At 49.9% G+C, this 24,923-nt stretch carries 21 protein-coding genes, 1 other RNA gene and 2 pseudogenes; 6 read left to right on the forward strand and 18 right to left on the reverse strand.

The genetic code is table 11. The features are described 5' to 3' along the window. Positions 1-162 precede the first annotated feature (162 nt). Together CODIS_RS04100 and recN are read left to right on the forward strand one after the other, a co-directional pair. Positions 163-1,068: an NAD(+) kinase gene (locus tag CODIS_RS04100; protein WP_069121598.1), complete on the forward strand. Its 906-nt coding sequence runs from the start codon at positions 163-165 to the stop codon at positions 1,066-1,068. Beyond that, complete coding sequence (gene recN / locus CODIS_RS04105) at positions 1,062-2,738, forward strand: DNA repair protein RecN (RefSeq protein WP_069121604.1); 1,677 nt, start codon at positions 1,062-1,064, stop codon at positions 2,736-2,738. Before CODIS_RS04100 ends, recN begins: the two co-directional genes overlap by 7 nt. Before the next feature lie 17 nt (positions 2,739-2,755). On the opposite strand, the gene fur is transcribed toward recN, so the two are convergent. Beyond that, positions 2,756-3,175, reverse strand: coding sequence for a ferric iron uptake transcriptional regulator (gene fur, locus CODIS_RS04110; RefSeq protein ID WP_069121607.1), 420 nt, complete (start codon positions 3,173-3,175; stop codon positions 2,756-2,758). A gap of 82 nt (positions 3,176-3,257) precedes the next feature. Here fur and CODIS_RS04115 point away from each other — a divergent pair, with 82 nt between their 5' ends. Continuing rightward, positions 3,258-3,707, forward strand: a complete 450-nt coding sequence (locus CODIS_RS04115; RefSeq protein ID WP_069121610.1) for an outer membrane protein assembly factor BamE — start codon at positions 3,258-3,260, stop codon at positions 3,705-3,707. Positions 3,708-3,825: 118 nt separating this feature from the next. Here the strand turns inward: CODIS_RS04115 and CODIS_RS04120 are convergent, their stop codons facing one another. From CODIS_RS04120 to CODIS_RS04130, 3 genes are read right to left on the reverse strand one after another with little or no spacing between them, the layout of a single operon-like run. Continuing rightward, entirely contained in the window at positions 3,826-4,128 is a 303-nt protein-coding gene (locus tag CODIS_RS04120; protein ID WP_069121613.1) for an RnfH family protein, read from the reverse strand. Beyond that, complete coding sequence (locus CODIS_RS04125) at positions 4,125-4,568, reverse strand: type II toxin-antitoxin system RatA family toxin (RefSeq protein WP_069121616.1); 444 nt, start codon at positions 4,566-4,568, stop codon at positions 4,125-4,127. The genes CODIS_RS04120 and CODIS_RS04125 overlap by 4 nt, the downstream gene beginning before the upstream one ends. A gap of 2 nt (positions 4,569-4,570) precedes the next feature. Further along, positions 4,571-5,971 carry a sodium-dependent transporter gene (locus CODIS_RS04130; RefSeq protein WP_069121619.1) on the reverse strand — a complete coding sequence of 467 codons (1,401 nt, stop codon included), beginning with the start codon at positions 5,969-5,971 and terminating at the stop codon, positions 4,571-4,573. A gap of 138 nt (positions 5,972-6,109) precedes the next feature. Here CODIS_RS04130 and smpB point away from each other — a divergent pair, with 138 nt between their 5' ends. The 3 genes from smpB (at position 6,110) to CODIS_RS04145 (ending at position 7,865) form a co-directional block, all read left to right on the forward strand. Continuing rightward, the gene (smpB, locus tag CODIS_RS04135) at positions 6,110-6,589 is read left to right on the forward strand and encodes an SsrA-binding protein SmpB (RefSeq protein ID WP_069121621.1); all 480 of its coding nucleotides are present in this window, start codon (positions 6,110-6,112) and stop codon (positions 6,587-6,589) included. A gap of 65 nt (positions 6,590-6,654) precedes the next feature. Beyond that, positions 6,655-7,020: a transfer-messenger RNA gene (ssrA, locus tag CODIS_RS04140) on the forward strand. A gap of 434 nt (positions 7,021-7,454) precedes the next feature. Continuing rightward, complete coding sequence (locus CODIS_RS04145) at positions 7,455-7,865, forward strand: YybH family protein (RefSeq protein WP_069121622.1); 411 nt, start codon at positions 7,455-7,457, stop codon at positions 7,863-7,865. Positions 7,866-8,126: 261 nt separating this feature from the next. On the opposite strand, the gene CODIS_RS20845 is transcribed toward CODIS_RS04145, so the two are convergent. From CODIS_RS20845 to CODIS_RS04210, 14 genes and pseudogenes are all read right to left on the reverse strand, one after another. Further along, positions 8,127-8,300: a hypothetical protein gene (locus tag CODIS_RS20845; RefSeq protein WP_154723002.1), complete on the reverse strand. Its 174-nt coding sequence runs from the start codon at positions 8,298-8,300 to the stop codon at positions 8,127-8,129. A gap of 334 nt (positions 8,301-8,634) precedes the next feature. Next, positions 8,635-10,056: a mannose-1-phosphate guanylyltransferase/mannose-6-phosphate isomerase gene (locus tag CODIS_RS04150; protein WP_069121623.1), complete on the reverse strand. Its 1,422-nt coding sequence runs from the start codon at positions 10,054-10,056 to the stop codon at positions 8,635-8,637. Continuing rightward, positions 10,053-11,549 (reverse strand): phosphomannomutase, encoded by a 1,497-nt coding sequence (locus CODIS_RS04155; RefSeq protein WP_069121626.1) that lies wholly within the window; start codon positions 11,547-11,549, stop codon positions 10,053-10,055. Before CODIS_RS04155 ends, CODIS_RS04150 begins: the two co-directional genes overlap by 4 nt. A 134-nt stretch (positions 11,550-11,683) precedes the next feature. Then, positions 11,684-12,658 carry an ExeA family protein gene (locus CODIS_RS04160; RefSeq protein WP_069121628.1) on the reverse strand — a complete coding sequence of 325 codons (975 nt, stop codon included), beginning with the start codon at positions 12,656-12,658 and terminating at the stop codon, positions 11,684-11,686. Positions 12,659-12,890: 232 nt separating this feature from the next. Further along, positions 12,891-13,790: a dTDP-4-dehydrorhamnose reductase gene (rfbD, locus tag CODIS_RS04165; RefSeq protein ID WP_069121630.1), complete on the reverse strand. Its 900-nt coding sequence runs from the start codon at positions 13,788-13,790 to the stop codon at positions 12,891-12,893. Continuing rightward, positions 13,787-14,365 carry a dTDP-4-dehydrorhamnose 3,5-epimerase gene (gene rfbC, locus CODIS_RS04170; RefSeq protein WP_069121632.1) on the reverse strand — a complete coding sequence of 193 codons (579 nt, stop codon included), beginning with the start codon at positions 14,363-14,365 and terminating at the stop codon, positions 13,787-13,789. The genes rfbD and rfbC overlap by 4 nt, the downstream gene beginning before the upstream one ends. Positions 14,366-14,367: 2 nt before the next feature. Continuing rightward, positions 14,368-15,258 carry a glucose-1-phosphate thymidylyltransferase RfbA gene (gene rfbA / locus CODIS_RS04175; RefSeq protein WP_069121633.1) on the reverse strand — a complete coding sequence of 297 codons (891 nt, stop codon included), beginning with the start codon at positions 15,256-15,258 and terminating at the stop codon, positions 14,368-14,370. After that, positions 15,258-16,313 (reverse strand): annotated as a pseudogene (rfbB, locus tag CODIS_RS04180) (dTDP-glucose 4,6-dehydratase). Before rfbB ends, rfbA begins: the two are co-directional and overlap by 1 nt. A 154-nt stretch (positions 16,314-16,467) precedes the next feature. Beyond that, positions 16,468-18,876: a tetratricopeptide repeat protein gene (locus tag CODIS_RS04185; RefSeq protein WP_069121634.1), complete on the reverse strand. Its 2,409-nt coding sequence runs from the start codon at positions 18,874-18,876 to the stop codon at positions 16,468-16,470. 218 nt (positions 18,877-19,094) lie between these two features. Further along, on the reverse strand, positions 19,095-20,618 hold the full coding sequence (gene xrtD / locus CODIS_RS04190) for a VPLPA-CTERM-specific exosortase XrtD (protein WP_069121635.1): 1,524 nt from the start codon (positions 20,616-20,618) through the stop codon (positions 19,095-19,097). Between the two features lie 261 nt (positions 20,619-20,879). Then, positions 20,880-21,821 (reverse strand): GDP-L-fucose synthase, encoded by a 942-nt coding sequence (fcl, locus tag CODIS_RS04195; protein WP_069121636.1) that lies wholly within the window; start codon positions 21,819-21,821, stop codon positions 20,880-20,882. A 12-nt stretch (positions 21,822-21,833) separates the two neighbouring features. Continuing rightward, positions 21,834-22,943 carry a GDP-mannose 4,6-dehydratase gene (gene gmd / locus CODIS_RS04200; RefSeq protein WP_069121637.1) on the reverse strand — a complete coding sequence of 370 codons (1,110 nt, stop codon included), beginning with the start codon at positions 22,941-22,943 and terminating at the stop codon, positions 21,834-21,836. Between the two features lie 7 nt (positions 22,944-22,950). Beyond that, positions 22,951-23,571 (reverse strand): annotated as a pseudogene (locus CODIS_RS21295) (WecB/TagA/CpsF family glycosyltransferase). Positions 23,572-23,798: 227 nt separating this feature from the next. Continuing rightward, positions 23,799-24,788 carry a glycosyltransferase gene (locus CODIS_RS04210; RefSeq protein ID WP_320410399.1) on the reverse strand — a complete coding sequence of 330 codons (990 nt, stop codon included), beginning with the start codon at positions 24,786-24,788 and terminating at the stop codon, positions 23,799-23,801. Positions 24,789-24,923 lie beyond the last annotated feature (135 nt).

Consider the following 24,923-nt stretch of genomic DNA (forward strand, 5'->3'; position numbering starts at 1 on the left):
CCAAATGAGTGCCAATTGATAAGGAAATTAGCAACTCACATCTGGGTAGTCAAGCATTGCGATGCTGGATATGGGATGCTTGGATTGCCCCTATCGGCATGCTAACGTTGCGTATCCCTATGCCTAATCCGTACCGGTCAAGCCTTACACGATTTTAATTCGATGTCAGATAGCAGATACACACGCTTCCAAAAAATTGGATTAATCGGCAAGCATGGCGACCCCACGGTCAAAGAGACGCTGCTTACGCTGTATGAGTTTCTGCTATCCCAGAACAAGGAGGTTATATTCGAAGAGGCCACCTGCCGCCTTCTGAAGGGGAAACCGCTCACCAGCGTCCCTCAAATTGAACTGGCAAGCCACAGTGATCTGGTCATCGTAGTCGGTGGTGACGGTACGCTGCTGCATGCAGCCCGGGTGCTCGCCAGTCAGAATATTCCTATCCTGGGCATCAATCTGGGCCGGCTCGGTTTTTTGGTTGATTTGTCACCCGACCAGATGACAGCCAAGCTTGAGGAGATTCTTAACGGTCAATATGAGCAGGAGTGCCGCTTCCTGCTGGAAGTCAGCATGGGCGATGAATCCTCACCCCATCAAAATATCCTCGCGTTCAATGATGTGGTACTGCACAAATGGAATATTGCCCGTATGATCGAATTCGAGACCTACGTGGATGATCAACTGGTCAATGACCAGCGCTCCGACGGACTGATCGTTTCCACCCCGACCGGATCCACGGCCTATGCCCTCTCCGGTGGCGGTCCCCTGCTCTATCCCACACTGAATGCCGTAGTGATGGTACCCATCTGTCCCCACACCTTGAGTAATCGCCCGATTGTGGTGGATGGTGACAGTACGATTGAAATTCATCTCCACCCGGCTCACACTGAGGATGTGCAGATTACCTGTGACGGTCAGGCTACCTTCCCTGCAATGCCCGGAGAGGTGATCAAGATCCGCAAGGCCGTGCACCAGGTGCGTCTGATTCATCCACAGGGCTATGACTATTACAGTATTCTGCGCGCCAAATTGGGCTGGTCGGAAAACCCGAAAAACAATCGATGCTGATTGAGATACAGGTCCGCAATCTGGCGATAGTATCCAGTATGGAGCTGGAACTGCTGGGTGGCTTGACTGCGCTTACCGGCGAGACGGGGGCAGGAAAATCCATATTAATCGATGCATTGGGGCTGGCGCTTGGCGAACGCGCCGACAACAGCCTGATCAGGGCCGACAGCGATCGCACTGAAGTCACCGCCGTCTTCGACTTGAAAAATCTTCCGGAGGCTTCGGAATGGCTGAAGCATCAGGAGCTTGACGAGGCGGATGAGTGTATCTTGCGGCGTAGCCTCAATCGGCAGGGTCGCTCCAGGGCTTACATCAACGGCCGCAATGTTCCCCTGCAACAGTTACAGGAACTGGGTTCCCATTTGGTGGAGATACATGGACAGCACGCCCACCAATCCCTGCTCAAGAACAGCCATCAGCGCAGATTGCTGGATGCCTATGGTGGGCTGCTCGAACTGGCACAACAGCTCGCACAGCAGTATCGGCGCTATCAATCGGAATTGAACAGGTTAGAGAGCCTGACCGACGCGGCTGAGGAGCGGGCTTCCCGCCTGGATCTGCTGAGATATCAGGCCAATGAATTGAACAGTCTCAATCTCTCACTCGACGAATGGCTCAACCTGGAACACGAGCACAGACGACTGAGCCATCAAGAGCAATTGGCTGATACCTGCAGGGCAATCATCAACGGATTGGATGATGAGCAGCAGGCCATGCGCAGCAGACTCTCCAGCTATGTGGAACGTCTCTCCGAAGCGGCGCAGCTCGACGAGACCCTCAGTGAACCGCAACAGTTGCTTGACAGTGCCTTGATCCAGGTGGATGAGACCCTGGCGTCACTGCGAAATTATCTGAATGATTTGGAGCTCGATTCCGCAGGCCTGCAGCAGCTGGAGGAACGATTGAGCGCGATTCACGACATGGCGCGAAAATATCGTGTCAAACCGCAACAGTTGACAGATAAACTGTCCCATATCGAGGAGGACCTGAAATCACTGGAAAACAGTGAGGTTGAATTGGCGGAACTGACGCGGATTGTGGAACAACAACGCGATGCCTATCTGGAACTGGGGAGAGAACTCAGCGTAAAACGCAAAGATGTGGCGCAACGCCTCAGCGGCGAGATCTCACAGGCGATGCAAAAACTGGGGATGCCTGGGGGTAAGTTTAAGGTCTTGCTGCGTGAACTGCAGCAAGACCAGGCCACCGCCAACGGCTTCGAACAGGTGGAGTTTATGGTATCCGCCAATCCGGGCATGCCTCTTCAGCCGTTGAGCAAAGTCGCATCAGGCGGTGAGCTTTCACGCATCAGTCTCGCCATTCAGGTTGCCACCATCCGCTGTGGCTCAACCCCCACCCTGGTGTTCGATGAGGTGGATGTGGGTATCGGTGGTGGAGTGGCCGAAATCGTCGGTCAGATGTTACGTACCCTTGCCGACAATCGGCAAATCCTCTGTGTTACCCATCTGCCACAGGTTGCCGCCCAGGCCATGCACCATTTCCAGGTGCTGAAGACGACCCAAAAAAAGACCACCTGGACTGCGATTGCCAAACTCCGGGAGGAAGAGCGGATTCAGGAGATCGCACGGATGCTTGGCGGTGTTCAGATCACGGAACAGACCCTGGCACATGCCCAGGAGATGATAAACATGGCATCCGGCCCAAATTAACTGAAGCCGGTCAGCACTCAACCCACATTACATTTGGGATTGCCGCAGTGGCCATAGATGATCAGTGAGTGATCCACCATCTCGAAGCCATGTTTTTTGGCGATTTCGTGCTGTCTCTTCTCGATGGTGGGGTCGATAAACTCCTCCACTTTGCCACAGACCACGCAGACCATGTGATCATGATGGCCGCCCCGCTCGAGCTCGAACACCGCATGGCCGCCCTCGAAATTGTGACGTGTGACCAAGCCTGCGCTCTCGAATTGGGTCAAAACCCTATAGACAGTAGCCAGGCCGATCTCCTCTCCATTGTCCAGGAGTAGCTTATAGACATCTTCAGCACTGACATGGCGCTGATCGCAGTTTTCAAGCAGCTCCAGGATCTTGACCCTGGGGAGCGTGACTTTGAGACCGGCTTTACGTATATCCTGGTTATCCATCCAAGTTCTCCAGCCAAAAAACAGGGCTGCTGATTCGCTGTGAATGCGTTAATATTGTGGCTGCTTTCGGATTGTACTCGTAATGAAAAAGATTCTCATCATCATTTTCTCACTCCTGCCCATGCTCACAGGCTGCAGCTCCTGGGAGGAGTTCTCTCTGGTCCACTCGCCGGACATCGAGCAAGGGAACATCATCACGCCTGAGATGGTTGCCTTACTGGAACCCGGAATGAGTAAACGCCAGGTGCGATACGCCCTCGGCACACCGATGTTGATCGATGTCTTTCATCAACAACGCTGGGACTATCTGTTCACCGTCAAGCGACGTAACGAACCCATGGAGATCAAACATTACAGCCTCTACTTCGAGGGTGACCGGCTGTCTCGTTTCGGTGGAGATATCGAACCCGCCAGTGACAGCGATTCCAATCTGGAGAAAAAGGAGCTGCTTGTCAATGTACCCGATTACGATGGTGATCTGGGTATATTGGAAAGACTCTGGCACTCGCTGGGTTTCGGCAAAGATGAGTAGATCCGGCCCTGGCGATCGCCAAATCCGATAGGGCTCGGGCTCGAAAAAACATGAATGCCAGTATACGGTTATCATTGGTGATTGGTGTTCACTAACAGCCAGTCACAATGCCGAGGCTCTACTTTTTCTGCCCACTACCTTTGCGCATCACTTTCCCTTCCGCCGCGCGTTTCTTGCGGGCCTCTTTCGGGTCGGCGATCAGTGGACGGTAGATCTCCACACGATCACCTTCACTCAAGACCGTATCGAGTTTTGCTGCCTTGCCGAAGATCCCAATCTTGTTTGCCTTGAGATCGATCTCTGGAAACATCTGCAGGATTCCTGAGGCTTCAATGGCCTGTTCAGCCGTTAACGGCTCTGCCGATTCGATCGATAATAACGCCTGTTCATCAAGCTTGCCGTATGCAACTTCAAATATCATTTCACACCGTTTCCGTAGACCTCATCGGCACGTTTGCAGAAAGCATCTACCAGGGAATTGGCAACCTGACTGAAAACACGGCCGAATGCGGCATCGATCAATTTTCCGGCAAACTCAAATTCCAGCAACAGCTCCACTTTACAGGCCCCGGGCTGGAGCTCGGTAAACTGCCAACCGCCATGCAGCTTGCGAAACGGACCTTCCAATAACTCAATATCCATCTTTTCGTTTTCCACCAAATAATTACAGGTGGCAAAACGCTGTCGTATCCCAACCCGCGAGACCTCGAGCTCACCACACAGCTTTTCCGCCGTACGGGAGATCAACCGGCTGTCGCTGCACCAGGGAAGGAAATCCGGGTATGCCTCGAAGTCACAGACCAAATCATACATCTGTTGTGCGGAGTGAAGCACCAACGCGCTCTTACTGACAACCGGCACCTTCAGAGTATTCCTATGGCGTTGAGAAAGACCACGATCACCGCCAGGGGTGAAATGTATCGAATAAGCGTCCACCAGATACTATACCCGGCGGGCCGCATGGCAAACTCATCGCGGCTGGATTCCTTTTTCATCAGCCAACCGCTGAATATCGCTATCAGCAAACCGCCCAGAGGCAGCATAATGTTGGCCGTCAGGTAGTCGAGCAGGTCAAAGAAGGTCTTATCGAAAAATTTAACATCTGACCAGATATTGAATGAGAATACCGTTCCAAGACCCAGAACCCATGTCACCAAGCCCAACCATACAGCCGCCCTGATCCGGGTCATATTGCGGTTCTCGACCAGCCAGGCGACGGCAGGCTCAATCAGCGAGATAGCCGAACTCCAGGCCGCAAACACAAGCAGCACAAAGAAGAGTGTGCCAAAAAACTGCCCGCCGGGCATGGCGCCGAATGCGATAGGCAGGGTCTGGAAGATCAAGCCGGGGCCGGCCCCCGGCTCCAGACCGTTGGCAAATACGATTGGGAATATGGCCATTCCGGCCACCAATGCCACCAGGGTGTCGAGCAGACCAATCAAGATGGCCGAACCGGCAATCGAAGCCTTTTTCGGCATATATGAACCATAAACCATGATGGCCCCCATGCCCAGACTGAGGGTGAAAAAGGCATGCCCCATGGCGACCAATATGGGACTGCCGCTTACCTCACACTGCTCCACACCATCCACAACCTGACAGCTGTGCAGCAATTTATAGAAATCGGGAGTGAAGAGAAAATCGAGTCCCTGGGTGAAAAAGCCAGTATTCATGGCATAACCGACCAACACAACCAGCAAGATAAAGAGTGCGGGCATCAGATAGGTCACAGCCTTTTCCAGGCCCGCCTTGACTCCTTTGGCCACTACGAACATGGTCATCAGCATAAACAGCGTGTGCCAGGCCATGAGGCGCTCGGGATCCCCCACCAAATCGTTGAACAGGCTCTGAACGCCACTTGCATCAACCCCGCCGAATCCCCCAGTGGCCGCCCTGACGACATAAGCGAGTGCCCATCCGGCTATCACGCTGTAGTATGAAAGGATCAAAAAACCGGCCAGCACACCGCTCCATCCGACCAGAGACCACTCCCTGCTGGCACCCTCTTCCGCACTGAGGGTGGTCATGGTGTTGATCGGGCTCTGCCTGCCCCGTCGACCCAGCATGACTTCCGCCATCATTATCGGAATGCCCACCACAGCGATACAGAGCAGGTAGATGATGACAAATGCGCCACCGCCGTTTTCACCTGTTATATAAGGGAACTTCCAGACATTACCCAGCCCAACGGCCGAACCGGTTGCAGCAAGAATAAAGATCAGTCTTGAGGACCATTGACCGTGGATGGATTGTCTTTCAGCCATGAAACCCGCCTTGCCTATCGCATATAACGCACAATCAACACCATGCTATACGCATGAAAGTGCACCATTTTCCGTAAAATACCATCGTTTAACAAGCCGCCTCTGGTGAGAACCTCCCGTCACGATTAAAATGACCGCATGGCTAAAAAAGCGAAAAAGAAAAATTCCGGTGGCGCCACGATCGCGCTGAACAAAAAAGCCAACCATGACTTTTTCATCGAAGAGCGCTATGAGGCGGGTATTGCCTTGCAGGGTTGGGAGGTGAAAAGCCTGCGCGAGGGTCGGGTACAGATCAAGGAGAGCTATATCACCATCAAAGAGGGTGAGGCCTTCCTGTTTGGCGCCCATATCGTCCCACTGAGCACTGCATCCACCCACATCCACCCGGACCCGACCCGCACCAGGAAACTACTACTCCACCGCAGTGAGTTGAACAAGCTTATCGGTCTGGTTGAGCGAAAAGGCTACACCCTGGTACCCACAGCCATGTATTGGAAAAAGGGCTTGGCGAAGCTGGAGATCGGTCTTGCCAAGGGCAAGAAAATGCACGATAAGCGCACCACGGAAAAAGATCGTGACTGGAAACGGGAAAAAGAGCGCCTGTTCAAGAAAGGTTAGGATTCTGTCTCTATGGTATACAAGGAACTAACCACTCACTTATAATGTCTATCCACTTACCGTATGGGGGCGACGTAGGCTTCGACGGGGGTTGCAAAACCTAAAGTGCATGCCGAGGTGCAGAGTACCTCGTAAATCCAACTGCAAACTTATAGTTGCCAACGACGACAACTACGCACTCGCTGCTTAATACCCAGTAGGGTGCCGTCTGACTGGAGCCGTGCCTATGCGTCCAGCTTTTCAGGCGTCATATCTCATAGGATCGCATCGAAGCTTGTCCGGGGCGGAGATGTTAAAACCTTACCGGGATCGCTTGTCACATACCCTGCCCATCGGGTAGTGACCGGTTAAATACAATAGACAGGGCTAAGCATGTAGAACTCTGGGCAGAGGACTCACGGACGGCGGTTCAAATCCGCCCGCCTCCACCAAATCACCATCTAACTATAATCGATAATGGTCATACCCCCGTACAAAGCGGGTTTTTTTGTTTCTATATTTTATGCTACACAGTCCATTGAAACTGCCCCATAGTTTACACATTACAGTGTAGTTTCATTGTCACCTCAGCAAATGTCAGCGGCATTTTTGGGGTAAGACACTCGTGCTCACAGGATGGGTGTGATTATCTGTAAGGGGAAATCGGATAATAATTTGAATGCCACCACATACAGCTCTCTATACAGATGACTCGCCGACAGTGGCTCGATTAAACCGTCAGCGATTTCAGCATGTCAGCAGCCTGTTTGCAATTATCCAGTAGCTACTTGTCGGGTTGCCCATGCGGTTTGCAGAAAGTAACGAGTTCTATCGAACGCAACTTCTTTGATTGTTCGAATGTATACAGCACATAAACAGGAAGAACATGATAGGCAATAAACTGGAACTGAGAACGCCGGATGAGGCTGAGATCATCTATTACGAGGCCTTTATGCGTTGTGATCAGCAATTGATGGCGGCACTGTGGGCCGATGGGGACGTGGTCTGCATCCATCCCGGCGCCGGCGCAATTGTCGGCCATGAAAAGATAGTGCATAGCTGGTCGAATATCTTTAGTGGTGCACAGCGTCCAGATATAAGATACAAAGTGGTTAAAACTGCGCTCTCGGGCGACCTGGCGGTACACCTTGTGACCGAGGAGATTTCAACCGGTGATGAGGCATACGCATTGATATTGGCCACCAATGTCTATCAAAAGTTCGAGGGTGGCTGGTTGATGGTCCAGCATCATGCTTCTATGGTCCAGGTGGGACGATCTCAACATACCCTTCAATAATCTATCAATCCAGGGTATCCAGGGATCCATGCCGGCCTTACTTGTACGGTTGGTATAAACAACCGCATTGTAGTTTCGTCAACGATGAGGCGGAATGACTGGAATACCCGTGGCCCATCAATCGGATATTCCGCCAACTGCCGCACAAATTCCGAGTATCACACTTGCCCGCTTGGTCAGACTCTAGCCTACCATTCAATCCGTCGCAATCAGCACGATATAGGACGATCGACAATCATGCCATCATGCGTTTGAAAAAAGTTAGTGATGGCTGATCAGTACATTCTCCAATTTGTTCACATCCAGAAAACGCTGATACATACGAATCATTTCCCTGTCGTGTTCGTTAATCGGCGGCGTGTGCTCAGAGATCTTTTTTTCATAGTAGTCACGTCGATCATCGGACGAGATAGCGAAGAGTTTCACGTAGTTCATATTCGCCTCCAGGTAGTCTTTTCTCGTACATTAGGCGGGATTGAAACTACTAAACAAATCTTAAGACTTGCTGAAGATCAAATGTCAATATTGGGGCAAAAAAGTAACTTTGTGATTAATTTCACACACTAACGCACACCTCACCCTGACTAAAGCAAACGGCTAGCGTGCAGTGTCCTAATCAAACCGATTTTCTCTTCCCTTTTACAGGTGAATGGCCACTTTTTTAGTCAGAAAAGCGGTCTTCATGGCATATGGGCAGATCGGGATATAAGTAACTTATAATAAGGTAATATCCTCAATTTGCAATGATCACATGCCATGGGCGATTGCATCAGCAGTTGTCCCTGCCATACTCATCCGAAAATCTGACAATATCGTCCTCGCCCAGATAACTGCCGGTCTGTACCTCGACGATCTCAAGCGGGATCAAACCGGGATTGGTCAATCGATGTTTGGTGCCTAACGGGATATAAACCGACTGATCCTCTGTCAGTAAGATCTCCTTCTCCCCTTTAGTGATTTGCGCCGTACCCTTGACGACCACCCAATGCTCTGCCCGATGATGGTGTTGCTGCAGTGAGAGACTGGCGCCTGGATTGACGACAATGCGTTTGACCTTGAATCGATCGCACTCATCCACCGTCTCGTAGTTTCCCCACGGCCGATAAACCCTGACATGACTGATGTACTCGCATCTGCCTGAGGCCTTCAACTCCTCCACAATCCCTTTTACATCCTGGACATGAGATTTATCCGCTACCAGGACCGCATCAGCGGTTTCAACGACGATCACATTATCAAGGCCAATACCGGCGATCATCCGGTTCTCGCTGCGCAAATAGCTGTTGCTGACCCCTTTTATCAGCACATCGCCCTGAAGCACATTGCCATTGTTTCCCTCCTCCACCGAGACATCCGCCAAAGCCGACCAAGACCCTACATCGCTCCAACCGGCATCCATGGGAACGACTACAGATTTCGCCGTCTTCTCCATCACCGCGTAATCAATCGATTTCGCGGGACAGGCGTTAAAGGCCTCCTTGTCGAGACGTAGAAAGTCCAAGTCGGTTTTTATCAGCTCGCATGCCCGGATGGTAGCCTGCAGGATATCAGGATGGAACTGTTCAAGCTCCTGCAGATAGGCATCGGCACGGAACACGAACATCCCGCTGTTCCAATAGAAATCACCCGAGGCCAGATAGCCTTTCGCCGTTTCCAGATCGGGTTTCTCAACAAACTCTGCAACCGGGAAGGCCCCGGAAGATAAGGATGTATCCTGCTTGCGGATATAGCCGTAACCGGTTTCAGGTTTATCGGGCACAATCCCGAATGTTACCAGGCTACCGTCATCCACACGCTCTAAGCCTTGCGACATCGCCGCCACGAATTGCCTATTATCTCGAATTACATGGTCGGAAGGCGTTACCACCAACACTGCATCCTTGTCCTTTGATAAGGCGTAATGTGCGGCACAGGCGATGGCAGGTGCAGTATTTCTACCGATCGGTTCCAACATAATACCAAGCGACGTTATATTGAGTTGGCGCATCTGTTCCGCAACCATAAACCGATGCTCCTCATTGCAGACAATTAGCGCATCCCCTGCACCAGATATGCCTGACATACGCTCCAACGTCTGCTGAAAGAGGGATTTTTCATCGGTGAGCGGAATAAACTGCTTGGGATAGGCGCTTCTTGAGAGGGGCCACAGCCGGGTTCCCGATCCACCTGATAAAATGACAGGGATAATCATCGTGTTCTCCAACCTTCGAGAAGGTTTATGCAGATTTTATTCATTTCTTGTGCTCGCGCCTCGCTGACAGATTCAGTATAACAACGCATTTCAGGCGCGTTCCCTGATGGCCTTATGTGCACGATATCACCATCGAAAAAGGTAATACGCACACCATCGGTATGATCTATTGTTGAAACGCCGCCGAATGTGTTCTTGAACTCATCCTCAACAGTCTGTTTATCGGCGGCGGGCTCACCTGTTCGAAAACGCGCCAACATACGCTGGCTGAGCTCGGTGGGAAATGCCTTTAACCGATCACTGTAGGTATAACGAGGCGGCAGTTGCCGGACTAATCCCGATACCCTCAAACCTTGTTGTTTCGCATGCAGCAGTATGGTCAGGATAACAATCATGGCATCGCGGGTAGGCAACGGTTCAAGTTCACCACCATTAAGCAGCAGGCTGTCGGCAGTGAGAAATCCGCCGTTGGCCTCATAGCCAACCACCGCTTTCCTGCCTTGCCGCAACAGGGACTGCATCGCCTCGATAACAAAAGGCGAGCCTATTCGGGTACGTTTTACACCGGCGAATTTATCCGATAACTCAAGCGCACTGTTACTGCTGACAGGGGTCACGACCCAGTTGGCTTTCAGATAGTCGGCACAGAGAATACCGGCAATGTCACCACGCAGCCATTGACCATGTTCATCGCTTATCAGGGGTCGATCACCATCACCATCGGTGGAAACGATAGTATCGAGGGCATGTTCCTTGGACCATCGTTGTGCCAGCGCTACATCCTCTGATCTGATGGCTTCCGTGTCGACCGGTACAAAGGTATTGGAAAACCCTAAACGGATAACCCTGGCCCCCAACCCCTCAAGGATCCGCACCAACAGGGAACGGGCCACACCGGAATGTTCATACACACCCACATACAGGCCTGATAGCGCATCATGCCCGATGCAGTTCAGATACCGTTGTACATAGAACTCACTGGCCGAATCATCCACCTCAGGTAGCTGTGGTGATTGTACAAACCGATCCCCAGCAAACAGGGATTCATCAAGCACGATCAGCTGTTGCCGAATCCCCGCTTCATCCTGTTTCAGAATCTCGCCATCCGGCCTGTTGAATTTGATTCCGTTACGGTCATCAGGGATATGGCTACCGGTCACCATGATGGTCGCTATGCCCTGATGCAGACCGTACAACGCAATCGCCGGTGAAGGTATAAAACCGCAATTGACCGGTTTGTATCCGCACTCGATGGCCGCCTTGCAAACCGCCGCCATGATTCGTGGTGTGCTTGAACGAAGATCACCTGCAAAAGCCACGGAATCACCCGTTGAGATCATGCCCTCGGCATTCAGATAATTGAGAAAGGCGCAGGTGTAAGCAAAACAGATCCGATCCGTCATTGCATCCACCAGACCGCGGGCGCCGCTGGTGCCAAACTTCACACCCGATTGTTCCATCAGCGTGGCGATAGAGAGGTTCTTATTATTCATATCTATCGATAATTACTCAGTCTGATTGAAAAATTGAGATCATGAGTAAGCAATATTAGGCGATTTTCAGGGATATGGTGCAGGCCATAGACCGATATAGACAATCTGCAGCATATCACAGCCTGCAGTGGATGCTATTTCTTGTTGTAGTATTTTTTAAAAAGCAGTTTTGCAGACTTACGATTGAAGCTGGTGATTCTGTGATCGTTGATATCGGCAGCTGACTGTTGATGTTCCGATGCAACGGATGGTTGTTGATTGAATGGATGCGTGCCTTGAGCCGCAGGCGTCTCGTCAGGCTGTTCTACGGCAGCATGCTTATCCTTCAGTACTTTGGCGACCAGGGCGCTATCCAACAGCAGTTTCTGATCGGCGAACCCATACACAAGCGAGGTATCGCAAAGAGTATTGATGATACGCGGGATGCCATGACTGGTCTTATAGATAAGATTTATCGCATTGCGGGTGAACAACGGCTTGTTACGCCCGGCAAACTTGAGACGCTGAAAGATATAGTATCGCGTCTCATCTTCATTCAGTGCTTGAAGATGGTAATCCACCGAAATACGCTGCTGAAACTGGAGCAGATCCCTATGTTTGAGCAGCGACCGAAGCTGCGGTTGCCCCACCAGGATTATCTGTAGTACCTGGTGCTTGTCCGCATTGATATTGGATAGCAGTCGCAGCTCCTCCAGCACATCAGGTTGAAGATTCTGCGCCTCGTCTATGATCAGCACGGTTCTTTTATTGTTGGCGTACTGGTCGATAAGAAACTGGGTGAAGAGATCGTACAGGCCGACTTTTTGTGTTTCCCTGTAATCGAGGTTAAAGGCAAAAAGCAACCATTGCAGCAACTCCCCCATGTCGTGATGACTGCTGCTGACGAGTCCAACGGTAATGTCTTCATCAAGCTGATTGAGCAAGTGACGAATCAGGGTAGTCTTGCCACTACCGACCTCGCCTGTAACCACGGTAAAGCCCGCCTGGCTGACCAGGCCATACTCCAATGCGGTATAAGCGGCGCCATGCTTTTTACCTAATACCAAAAATTCGGGATCCGGGAGCAGGCTGAATGGCTTCTCGGTTAATCCATAAAACTTTTCATACATCCGTTCTATAATCCCTGGGCTTACATTTTTCCATCAATGGGTGTCCGCCTATTGTCTCATGCCATCATAAGATCGAGCAATGCCTTGTCCGGCACCAAAAAACCAGAGTAAAGCTTTGATTTTATGAGTATTCAGCCATTCAACATATGACCTGGGGAAAGAATGCATAAGCCTACCACCAACCCCACAATCAAGCCTGACTACCCCGCCTGGCCTTGAGCTCGTTGACCAGTCAGGTTAATCGATCAGCCATGCACTGCTGTAACGAATCATGCCAATCGGGCAGCTGCAGACCAAACGCCTGATTAAGTTTGCTGTTGTCGAGCACAGAATAGGCAGGACGTTTCGCGGGTGTCGGATAGTTCTCCGTCGAGGTCGGCTGCACGTTGCACGAGACATCCATCAATTCCAAAATGCTCTGTGCAAAGCCAAACCAACTGGTTTCACCTGCCGCGGTCATGTGATAGAGACCCAGTTGCGGGGCTGTCCCTTCAGCAGACATTCGCAGTTGATGCACGATCTGCGCGGTGGCTTCAGCAATCATCCGGCTCCAGGTTGGTGCGCCGATCTGATCATCCACCACTGAAAGCTGCCCCTTTTCCCTGAACAGGCGCATCATGGTCAGCATGAAATTATGACCATAATTGCCGTATACCCAGCTGGTGCGCAACACCAGGGCATCGGCACCTGTCGCCAGAAGTCGTTGCTCACCCTCCAACTTGGTCTGGCCATAGACACTGAGTGGTGTTGCCGCATCCTCTTCCCTGTATGGCTTGTCGCTGGTACCTGAAAAGACAAAATCGGTCGAGTAGTGGATTACTTTGGCGCCCAGTTCCGCGGCCAGTTGGCCAAGCAATTCAGGCGCATCAGCATTCAACCGGCGGGAGAGATCGACCTCGGTTTCAGCCGTGTCCACCGCCGTATGGGCCGCTGCATTGATGATGTAATCGGGCTCAATCTGTCCGACAGTTTCCCTAACGGCCTTGGCATCCAGCAGATCCAACTGCAAGCCACCCTGTCCGGAGAGGGTTGTATTGACAACCTCGCTTATCACACCCAGCGCGCGCTGCAGCTCCCAGCCTACCTGACCATCGCTACCCAGAAGAAGTACCTTCGGTTTGTTGTCAATCATGCTGTTGATTGCCTGTCAAGTTGATAATGCGGCAGCTGCTCCTCGGGGATCTCACTCAATAACGGGGCACTACGGTCCTTTTCAGCCAGCACCGGGCTTAACGTCCCTGGCCACTCGATGCCGATCTGCGGGTCATCCCAACGTATGGAAAACTGTGTTTCAGGATGATAGTAGTCAGTGCATTTATAGGTGAAGATCGCATCCTCACTCAATACCAGATAGCCATGAGCAAATCCAACAGGTACGTAGAGCTGATGGTGGTTTGTTTCCGACAGGTGTACGCCGACCCATTGACCGAACCAGGGCGATCCCTGACGCACATCCACAGCCACATCGAACACCTCGCCCCGGATAACCTGCACCAGCTTGCCCTGGCCATAGGGATTCTGGATATGCAGGCCGCGTAATACGCCCTTTTGGGAATAGGCCTGATTATCCTGCACAAACCCCCTGGGCACACCCAGTTGTTCATAACGTTCAGCCTGCCAGCTCTCCATAAACCATCCCCGTTGATCGCCAAAACGCTGGGGGTTCAGCAGCACTACTTCAGGGATCTTTGTCGGTGTCACATCCATAGCTACATCTTTCTCTCACATAAACTGAGCAGATATTGCCCATAACCATTCTTACTCAGCGCATCACCCATACGCTTTAGCGCCGTGATGTCGATCCAATCCTGACTGAATGCAATCTCTTCCGGACAGGCTATCTTCAATCCCTGCCTTAACTCAATGGTCTCGATAAAATTACTGGCTTGAATGAGACTCTCATGGGTCCCGGTATCGAGCCAGGCGATACCACGTCCCATCTTCTCCAACTGCAGCGAACCCTGCTCTAGATAGCGTTTGTTGAGGTCTGTGATCTCCAGTTCACCTCGTTTGGATGGTTTCAGTGAAGCCGCCAGTTCGGTGACCTGCTCATCATAGAAATAGAGTCCGGTAACCGCATAATTGGATTTAGGATCAGCCGGTTTCTCTTCGATGCCGATTACCTGGCCATCCTGACCAAACTCAACCACGCCATAGCGTTCCGGATCCTTGACCCAATAACCAAAAACTGTTGCCCCAGTGGTCATTGCAGCAGCACGTTTCAGTGAATCCACCAAGCCTTGTCCATAGTAAATGTTGTCGCCAAGAATCAAACAACAAGGCTCGCCGGCGACGAAATCCCTTCCAATGATAAAGGCCTGGGCCAATCCTCCGGGCTCTGGTTGTACCGCATACTGGATGGTTATACCCCACTGACTTCCATCACCCAGCAGCCCCTTGAACAAGGTGGCATCCTGTGGCGTGGTGATGATAAGAATCTCTCTGATTCCCGCCAACATCAATGTCGTAAGCGGGTAGTAGATCATCGGCTTGTCATAGACAGGCAACAGCTGTTTCGAGATAGTCAGGGTGAGTGGATGAAGACGGGTTCCCGAACCACCGGCCAGAATAATACCCTTTTTAACCTGTTTATCCGACATTATCCCTGCCCCAAGCGCTCGCCGCGGTAACTGCCGTCCATTACCCTTTGACACCAAGTCTCATTGTTGAGATACTAGGAGACTGTCTTTTTCAGACCTGTTGCAAAGGTCTCATCCGGCGTCCATCCCAGCTCATGATGCAGTTTTGTCGCATCGATGGCATAGCGTTGGTCGTGTCCCGGTCGGTCTTTGACAAATTTTTTCAATTGAGTGTGGGGCCTGAAGGGTGAATCGGGCACCAGTTCATCCAACAGTGCGCAGAGCATCTCAATCACTTCAAGGTTACTCATCTCGTTGTTACCGCCCACGTTATAGACCTCACCTGGCTTGCCCGCCTCAAGCACCCGCCAGATCGCCCTGCAGTGATCCTCCACATAGAGCCAATCCCGCACATTACTGCCATCCCCATAGATCGGCAGATCCTCCCCCGCCAGCGCCTTTTGGATAAAAAGCGGGATCAATTTTTCTGGGAATTGATAGGGACCGTAATTGTTGGAACAGTTAGTCGTAAGCACCGGCATGCCATAGGTGTGGTACCAAGCACGCACCAGATGATCCGACGCCGCCTTGGAGGCTGAGTAGGGAGAGTTCGGCGCATAGGAAGTGGTTTCAGTAAATTTCCCTTCATCGCCCAGAGAACCATATACCTCGTCAGTGGAGACATGCAGGAAGCGAAATGCCTCGGCCTCGTCAGGCGCCAAACCAGCCCAATAGGTGCGTGCGCACTCCAGCAGGTTAAAGGTACCGCCAATGTTGGTATCGATAAATTCCTCCGGTCCGTCAATGGAGCGATCCACATGACTTTCGGCCGCGAAGTTGACAATTGCAACAGGTTTGAAGCGTTCGAACAGACCTGTGACCAACTCCCTGTCCTGTATCTTTCCCTGAATGAAATGGTGACGGGGATCCTTCATGATTGCCTGGAGCGTATCCAGGTTGCCCGCATAGGTGAGTGCATCGAGATTTACCACCTGAACGTCCTGTTTGCTCAAAAGGTGATGCACAAAATTTCCGCCGATGAAACCGGCTCCGCCGGTCACAATGATCGTCTGCATTCTAATTTTGCCAATATAAACAATGAATTAGGCTAAGCGCCTAGTGTATCAAATGTGGCATTATACAGAGTGCTGGTATTCCTAACATAATGTTTTTTTTGATAATTATTATTAAGTATCGGAATAGTGCCCGCATCAGGCGCGATCAGGTTACTTATTGAATCTTATTCAAGAGCGCTTTCGCCTCTTCGATACCTTCAAAAGATTTCTCTGCTGACAAGGCAGCCTTGATATGTCGCTTGGCGTTCTCTATTTCACCCCGCTGGTAATAGGCCACTCCGAGATGATAATCGATATCCGGGAGTCCGGAGCCTTTCCTGGCCGCCCGCTGCAGAACAGGTATCGCCTTGTCAATCTCGCCTCGTCGGATGCGCACCCATCCCAGGGTATCCAGAATGATAGGGTTTTCCGAGAGCCCGAAGCCCTCGACCAACTGCAACGCCTTATCCATCCCATCCTGGTTTGTATCATCCTCGAGCAAAAGCATGGCCAGATTGTTTGAGGCCAGCAGGTGCTTGGGATACTTTTCCAGGATCCCTTCATAGACCTTGATTGCGTCCTGCCTGCGATCGATGCGGGAGTAATGATTCGCCAGATCGACGCCTAATACCGGATCACCCGTCTTTTCGAAGCCCTCCTCCAACAACCCCAGAACGCCCTCCTGGTCGCCTTTGAGAGTAGTGAGATTGACCAGGTTCCGATAGGGAACCGACCACTCCGGACGCAGTATCAGAGCCTTTTTGAAGGCCTCCTCAGCGAAATCCCAATGTTTCTGCGAAAGGAGCACCTCGCCCTTGAGATTCAGGGCTACGAAATGTTCGGGATTGGCTTCCACAACCTTCTCGATCCGCTGCAAGGCATCAACCGGCTTCTTCAAAACAAACAAGCCTTTTGCCAAGCCAATCAGGGCCTCGATGGAGTTGGGCTTCATCTCAAGCACCTTTTCAAAATCCGTGATGCTCGAGGATGCCATGTTGCGATTCAGTTGGGATACCCCCCTGTAGTAGTAGCCAACAGGACTCTCCGGGTGTTTCGAAATCAAGAGTTCGGCTAGATTAGCCACTTCGTCCCAGCGCTTGTTTTTCTCCTGAACCAATGCCAATGATTGCAATACCTTGATATCGTCAGGCGCGAAGCGACGCATCTTCTGCAGAATTCCAACGGCCCCATCGAATTCCCGGGTATTGATCAACAATTGCACCAGTTCGAAATTGGCAGCCGCCTCTTCGGGCCGGATCTTGATCGCATCCTCTAGACTCTGTTTTGCCAACGCCGTCTCACCCTTCTTGAGGTGGGCCCGTGCCTTCAGGCGATAAGCCTTGACGTAACTGGGATCCTCCCGCAACAGGGTGCGCAGGTCCGCAATCCCCTTATCGGGATCGTCACTCACCAACGCCAGACCAGCTCTGACGAAAAGTGCATCCTTGTATTTAGGATCGGCTTCCAGGACCTCCTCCAATAGGACCGCGGCATCATCCAGGGCTCGCTCCTTGATCATCGCGCCCGCCTTCATGGTTCTGGCAGCGAGCCCGTCCGCCGATCTATCGGCCAGCTCAATAACCTGGGAGAGGGTTTTATCGGCCTCGACCTTGCGTCCGTCGGCCAGATAGTGTCTCGCCAGCTCGAGTTTCAGTTTGGTATTCTCAGACGCTTCGCCGGCATACTGTTCCAGTATCGCCACCGCTTGATCCATCGCTCCCTGGCTTTTATAGAGTGCGGTCAGCGCAAGTTTAGCGTTCAGACTCTCGGGCAGATCAGCAATCGCCTGCTGCAGTACCTCTATAGCCTGGTCATTTTCACCCTGCTTTTGAAAATAAGTGACCAGATGCAAACGGTTTTCCAAATCATCCGGCTTAGTCCTGATCAAGTCGGAGAGGACCCTAACAACTTCATCATGCTTATCTGCCTGTGCGTAGATACGGGCAAGCAAGAGGTAAGAGGCTGCCCGGTCGGTATGCTGCGCCAGTGAATCCTTCGCAATACGGATTGCTCGAGCCAATTCGCCCTGATCCGCGTAGAGTGATGCCAATAAAGAAGCCGCCTCGACATTCGCCGGATCAGTTTCGATAACAGCGAGGACATCATCGATGGCGGCATCCGTCTCTCCCATCTTCGCCCTGACAAAGCCCTTGAGCACCATTGCTGAAGGGTCATCCGGTTTAACGTTCATTGCGGCGTCTACAGCAGCGAGGGCCTTTTCGTTTTCACCGGCAAGCGCAAAAATAGTTCCAAGATGCACCTGAGCATCGACGTGTGTGGGATCGAGTTCTGTGGCCCTTAAGTAGAGTGCATAGGCCTTGGTCCAATTCTCATCCTTCTCCTCGATTCGCCCGAACATATAGTAGGCATTGGCATCTTTGGGATCGATTTGTAGCACGTTCTTGAATTCCAGACGCGCCTTGGTGTAATTACCCTGATTGTACAGCGTCATACCGCGATCATAATATTTCTGCTTCCTTTCCTCCTTGTTCGCACAGGCGGTGACAAGGAACAGGCACAGGCCAACGAGAACCCAAGAGATGTTTTTTTTGCTTGGGAATAGAACTCGCAGATTCGTTTTCATCTACACATACCTAATTATTTCACATCAGTCCTGCCACCTCGTCTCATCAGCAGGCTAACCGGGTTGTTTCCACCAAATCCATTGATTAATGGGTTATTTGTGAAGCCCTTAACATAAGGTTTACATTTAGCTGTCCATGCTGACAATCCAGTGTTTACGAATTCTGACAACCCAATATGCACTGGTTTTCCAGGCCCAAATGGCTGGGCGACCAGACATCAGTCAGGAATATACTGATCCAAAAGCGGTACGACCTTCCCGCTGAAATCCGCCAGACGCTTGTCTCCATCGGTCCACTCCTCTCCCGCCCCGATCGATGTGGTCAGCCTGACCAGGGCACCGTCCGTTCTGCGCTTGGTCAACCCATCGAGAAACAGATACCATTTCACCAGCCATTCATTGGTCATCACGCGCCCGCGCTGCTGAAACCAGTAGTAGACCAATTGCTTGTATTCACCCCGCTTGATGACCAGCCGGTTGACATTCAGGGCCTCACCGTTGACCTGTATATCGGCCAGATCTACCTGAGTTACCCGCTCAATCTCCCAGCCTCCGCCGGGGATGCAGGAACGGGGACTGTGTGCAGCGGATCCGGCCTGCTGCGAGGCGTAGTAGGCGATGTAGAAGTTGACCACCGATCCCATTGAATCTGCATAGTTACCGATCAGGTAGTCATCCAGCTTAAGCGATTTCAGATAGATATCCTCCAGCCGGTTCTCGTTCCCCCGCCAATTTTCGATTTGCATGGGAAAACCATTGAAGTCCTGACGCTCAGGCAGTATTGCCTGCTGTGACTGCACATAAAAGGAACTCACCGCAATCAAAACAACCGATGCGAGAATGGCATAATGGACAGGGGTGACAGGACGGGTTTGATACTCTATGCCTTGGGGTAACGCCTTCGGTATTTCCAACCCGAATACATCCCTGAGGCGTCGTTTGGTCCTGCCTATCCTGGCCAGCAGAACCATCTCCAACAGCAGAATCAAGAGGCAGGCCATAAAAATAACCCAGCCCTCGAAATAGTGCAGAAAGCCGTCGGCCTGTTCCTGACCCCAGTTATCCACCAACACACCAATCACGCCGATGCGGAAACTGTTCATCAGCACGGTGATAGGGATACTGGAGAGAAAAACCACCACCCGTTTCCACATCTCGACCCGATAGAGATAGGCGGCAAGAAACGCCAAACTCACCAAAGGAAAGAGATAGCGCAACCCGTTGCAGGCCTCGACCACCTGGAGCTTGTAGTTGCCCAGATCGATAACATTCCCTTCCAGATAAACACTTATACCGAACCAGCGAATCACCTCGACACCAATCTGCGAAGAGACAAGTTGCAGTTTTCCCGAGAGTGAGTTGTAAATAAAAGGCGGAAGGGGAACGATGAAAAAAAGCAGGAACAGAGGACCGGCGACTATCTTGAATGCCTGCCATCCCAAGAGCGCATAGGCCATGCCAATAACCGTTAGGACGAGGGCATACTGGACAAGTGTAAAAGTCGTTGCAATCATCCCCATAAAGAAGAGAAAGCCTGCCATCAGCACGACTACTACACCGATCCAGGATGGTCGAAACTCAGCTTCAACCAACCGATCCCGCCGCTGCCAGATCAGGTATGCAGAAATGAAGGGGAGAAAATAGGCGTAACCGTACTCCTCTTTGAGACCCCAGCGATCGAGCATATCGGTAATGCCGTCCCAAAAGCCGTAGACTAAGAGGATGGCGATGATACCGAACATTCCCCATATCATTTGGGAGTTACGCCAGCCTGTAGGAATACTCGATGTCAATATGATCCCTTGTAATCAATCCATTTTGTGAGATGCAGCATCAGAAAGTGAGATACCTTCTGTTCCTGGTATAGCAAAAACCCGGCACAGGCGGTTACTTGTCGATCCACTCTCTAAAGATCTACCCGTAGATCCTGTCACAGGTCATCGTTATGTCGCTGTATTTTGATATACAAATACTATCCAAGTCCAATATACACCCAGACTAATTCAGGTTCTCAATGTCTCCTGGTTATCTAAAAACCACTTATACGTCAGTTGGATACCCTTTTTTAAAGAAGTTTTCGCCTGCCAGCCAAGAGAGGTTAAACGACTCACATCCAACAATTTCTGTGGTGTACCATCAGGCTTTTCCGTATCGAATTCTAGTGCACCCTCGAAGCCGATAACATCACCTACCAGCTTAGCGAGGCCAGCGATAGTGATGTCATCCCCGACGCCGATATTGACCATATCCGTGAAACCATCTCGATTCATAACATAGACGCAAGCATCAGCCATGTCATCCACGTAGAGAAATTCCCTACGCGGATTTCCAGTCCCCCATATGATGACCTTGTCTCTGTCCTGCTCCCTCGCTTCGTGAAATTTCCTGATCAGGGCCGGTAATACGTGGGAATTCTGCAGATCAAAATTATCGTTTGGCCCATACAAGTTTGTCGGCATGACTGAGACATAGTCTGTTCCATACTGACGGTTATAGGCTTCACACATCTTGATTCCCGCTATTTTGGCGACCGCATAGGGCTCGTTCGTGGGTTCGAGCGAGCCGGTTAGCAAATACTCCTCTCGCATTGGTTGGGGGCAACGCTTGGGGTATATGCAAGAACTGCCCAAAAACATCAATCGCTTTACACCATGAGCATGGGCAGCAGATATGACATTAAGCTCTATTGCAAGGTTGTCGACGATAAAATCTACTGGGTAAGTATTGTTTGCATGTATACCACCCACCTTCGCAGCGGCAAGAAAGACATACTCAGGTTTCTCCCACGCGAAGAAATCATCGACTTGTCGCTTGTCGGATAAATCCAACTCGGCATGGTTTCTCAATAAGAGGTTGTTCCAGCCACCCTTCTTAAGAGACTGCACGATAGCGTCACCCACAAGGCCGCGGTGACCTGCAATATAAATCCTTGCATCCATTTCCATTGATGCCTCCTATCACTCAAAGTAGCGATAAGAGCGGAATCCGGCATTTTCAATAACCACATCCTTTTGGGCAAGTGCCAGATCCTCTCTTGCCATTTCAGCCACCAGATCCTTAAATGAGATTTCGGGCACCCAGCCCAATTTTTCTTTTGCCTTGGTTGGATCACACAACAGCGTTTCTACCTCTGTGGGTCTGAAATAGCGTGGATCGACCTTAACCACTATATCGCCAGGTCTGGGGCCGGTATCATTGGTATTAGCTTCAATAATACCCTCTTCATTTTCATCTTCCCCATGCCATCGCAAAGTAATTCCTAATTCATTGGCTGCTGCATCAACGAATTCACGCACTGAATGCTGCATACCTGTACCTATAGCAAAATCGTCAGGTTTGTCCTGTTGCAGCATCAACCATTGCATTTTCACATAATCGTGCGCATGTCCCCAATCACGGAGTGCATTCATATTTCCAAGATATAGACAACTCTGCAATCCTAATCTTATCCTAGCCATTGCACGTGTAATCTTGCGTGTGACAAATGTTTCACCACGAATTGGTGACTCGTGGTTGAACAGTATACCGTTACAGGCATACATACCATAAGCCTCACGATAGTTAACAGTTATCCAATATGAGTAGAGCTTCGCACAAGCGTAAGGAGACCGAGGATAAAATGGCGTTGACTCCTTCTGTGGTATTTCACGTACGTCACCAAACAACTCAGATGTCGAAGCCTGGTAGAAACGTGTTTTTTTCTCTAGTCCGAGAATACGCATCGCCTCAAGTAGTCGCAATGTTCCAATTGCGTCAGCATTTGCAGTGTATTCAGGTGTTTCGAATGAAACTGCAACATGGCTTTGAGCCGCCAAATTATAGATCTCGTCAGGTTGGATTTCCTGGATGACACGAATCAAATTGGTTGAATCTGTCAAATCACCATAATGGAGAATAAAGTCTCTATTCTCTGTATGAGGATCTTGAAAAAGGTGGTCAATCCTGTCTGTATTAAATGAGGATGCCCTCCGCTTCAACCCATGTACTTCATAGCCTTTTTTTAGCAAAAACTCCGCAAGATATGCGCCGTCTTGGCCAGTGATTCCCGTAATGAAAGCCTTCTTCATATCATCCCTATCGATTTAACATTAATTGTTTAGTGAAATGCCATACAAATCTTGGATTATAGATTGCGTATCTTTTCCAAAGCCTACGTGGCTCAGTTAATAGCCTGAATAACCATTCCAAGCCTATTTGTTGAACCCATTTTGGGGCTTCGTTTTTAGTACCTCCCAAAAAATCAAATACAGCCCCTATACCTACCATAACAGCCATTACCTTTCCTTGATGTTCTGCCATCTACTTTTCTTGTTTAGGGCAGCCTAAACCCACAAACAGAACTTGAACGTGGGCATCATTGATCATTTGCACATGCTTGTTGTCTTCTTCTTCGCTTAATTGATGAAATGGTGGAGAAACTGCACATCCTATTTTTATGTTCGGATAGTTGTTACCAATTAGAGATACTATACCTTTCATAGTTTCCTCTGTTGCACCGTATAGCCCTACAACCCCTCTTCGCTCGTCACAGTCCTTAAGAATAGCTCTTGTTAAATCTGCACCCCTTAAATGCTCATTTTCTGCGCATCCTAGCATTTTTAGTCCTATTGCAAGGGGCTTACCATCCGCCAAAACCAAGTCCGCAGTATTGACGACCTCCCTGTACTGTTCATTATCGAATGTTTCCATGCACATGTGTACGTTTGAAACACAGATATATCGACTCGCCCTTTGTATCGACCAATCTTTTATTATGTCAATAACAGTAGCTAGCGAAACTCAATTTACACGCATTTTGAGGATGTATTTATAGCATAGTTGGTTATTCAAGCTAATAGCCCTGTGTACTAGTAATTCATTTGTCGACTTACATGTATTGGATAAAGGCAGATGCTTCGATAATTCGCAAAATAAACCTGTATTTACACGTTATTATATATTTCCATCAATAACCTATAATTAACCTTATCCGTATACTTCATCATAAAGTCAGTATGTGCCTCTAAGCCCATTTTATTCATTTCATCTGGATTCTGTAGCGCCCATGATATTGAATTAATTAAATCGTCTACAGAGCCACATTCAAATAATAACCCAGTTCGCATATGCGTAATCAACTCCCCAAGCGCGCCTATGTGACTTGCTATTATTGGCGTAGCATTCCCATAAGACTCAACTAGTGTTCTCGGCATATTTTCATACCACACACTTGGCATAATCAGAAATGGCGTTTTTTGCATTAACTTGTAGACACCCGCCTGATCTAATTTACCAAGAAGCCTAACATTAGAAAGCCCTCGCAATATTTCCTTCTGTGGGCCGTCTCCGACTATATCAAAAACCTGATCGGGAAATGACTTAATTGCATTAACCAGAACTGATATACCCTTTTCTTCTGATAACCGGCCGACGTAAAGTGGATTTCCATCTCTAGTTTGCCTTTTTTTATGTTGGAGATTCACAAAATTTGGCTTTATTTTGATTTTTTCTCTAGGTAGGCCCATTTCGATTAATTTTTTTTTACAGAACTCGTTTAGTGCGATATATGCATCGATTTTATTTTGATAAGTTCCAATAATTCTATGAAACTGTATAACCGCAGCTGAAACTACACTAGCTAATATCGAGCCTCTATAGCATTTGCGTATTACTCCTCTCCATGGCCCCTTGTTCAAACAATCTTCACATACTTTCATATTCCTTATGTACATAGCTTGGATACATGAAAGACGAAAATTATGAATAGTTTGAATTGTTGGTATATTATGTTTTTTTGCCACCCAGTAAACTGATGGAGATATCAAGGGAAATGTATTATGGACATGGATAAAATCTGGTTTATCCACAGATATTAACTGCTCTAGATCTCTGATTGTTCTTTTAGACAAGATTGCATTTAAAAACAGTAAAATCCTATCTGAACGGTCTAATCAGTATTATTTCTTGTATATAATTTTACATGATGTCCATTTTTTTCAAGCAATTTCATTTCTTCATCAACAACTGAGTCTTCTCCTCCCTGTTGTTGATATCGGTTGTGTACCAGT

The organism is Candidatus Thiodiazotropha endolucinida (assembly GCF_001715975.1).
Lineage (GTDB): Bacteria > Pseudomonadota > Gammaproteobacteria > Chromatiales > Chromatiaceae > Thiodiazotropha > Thiodiazotropha endolucinida.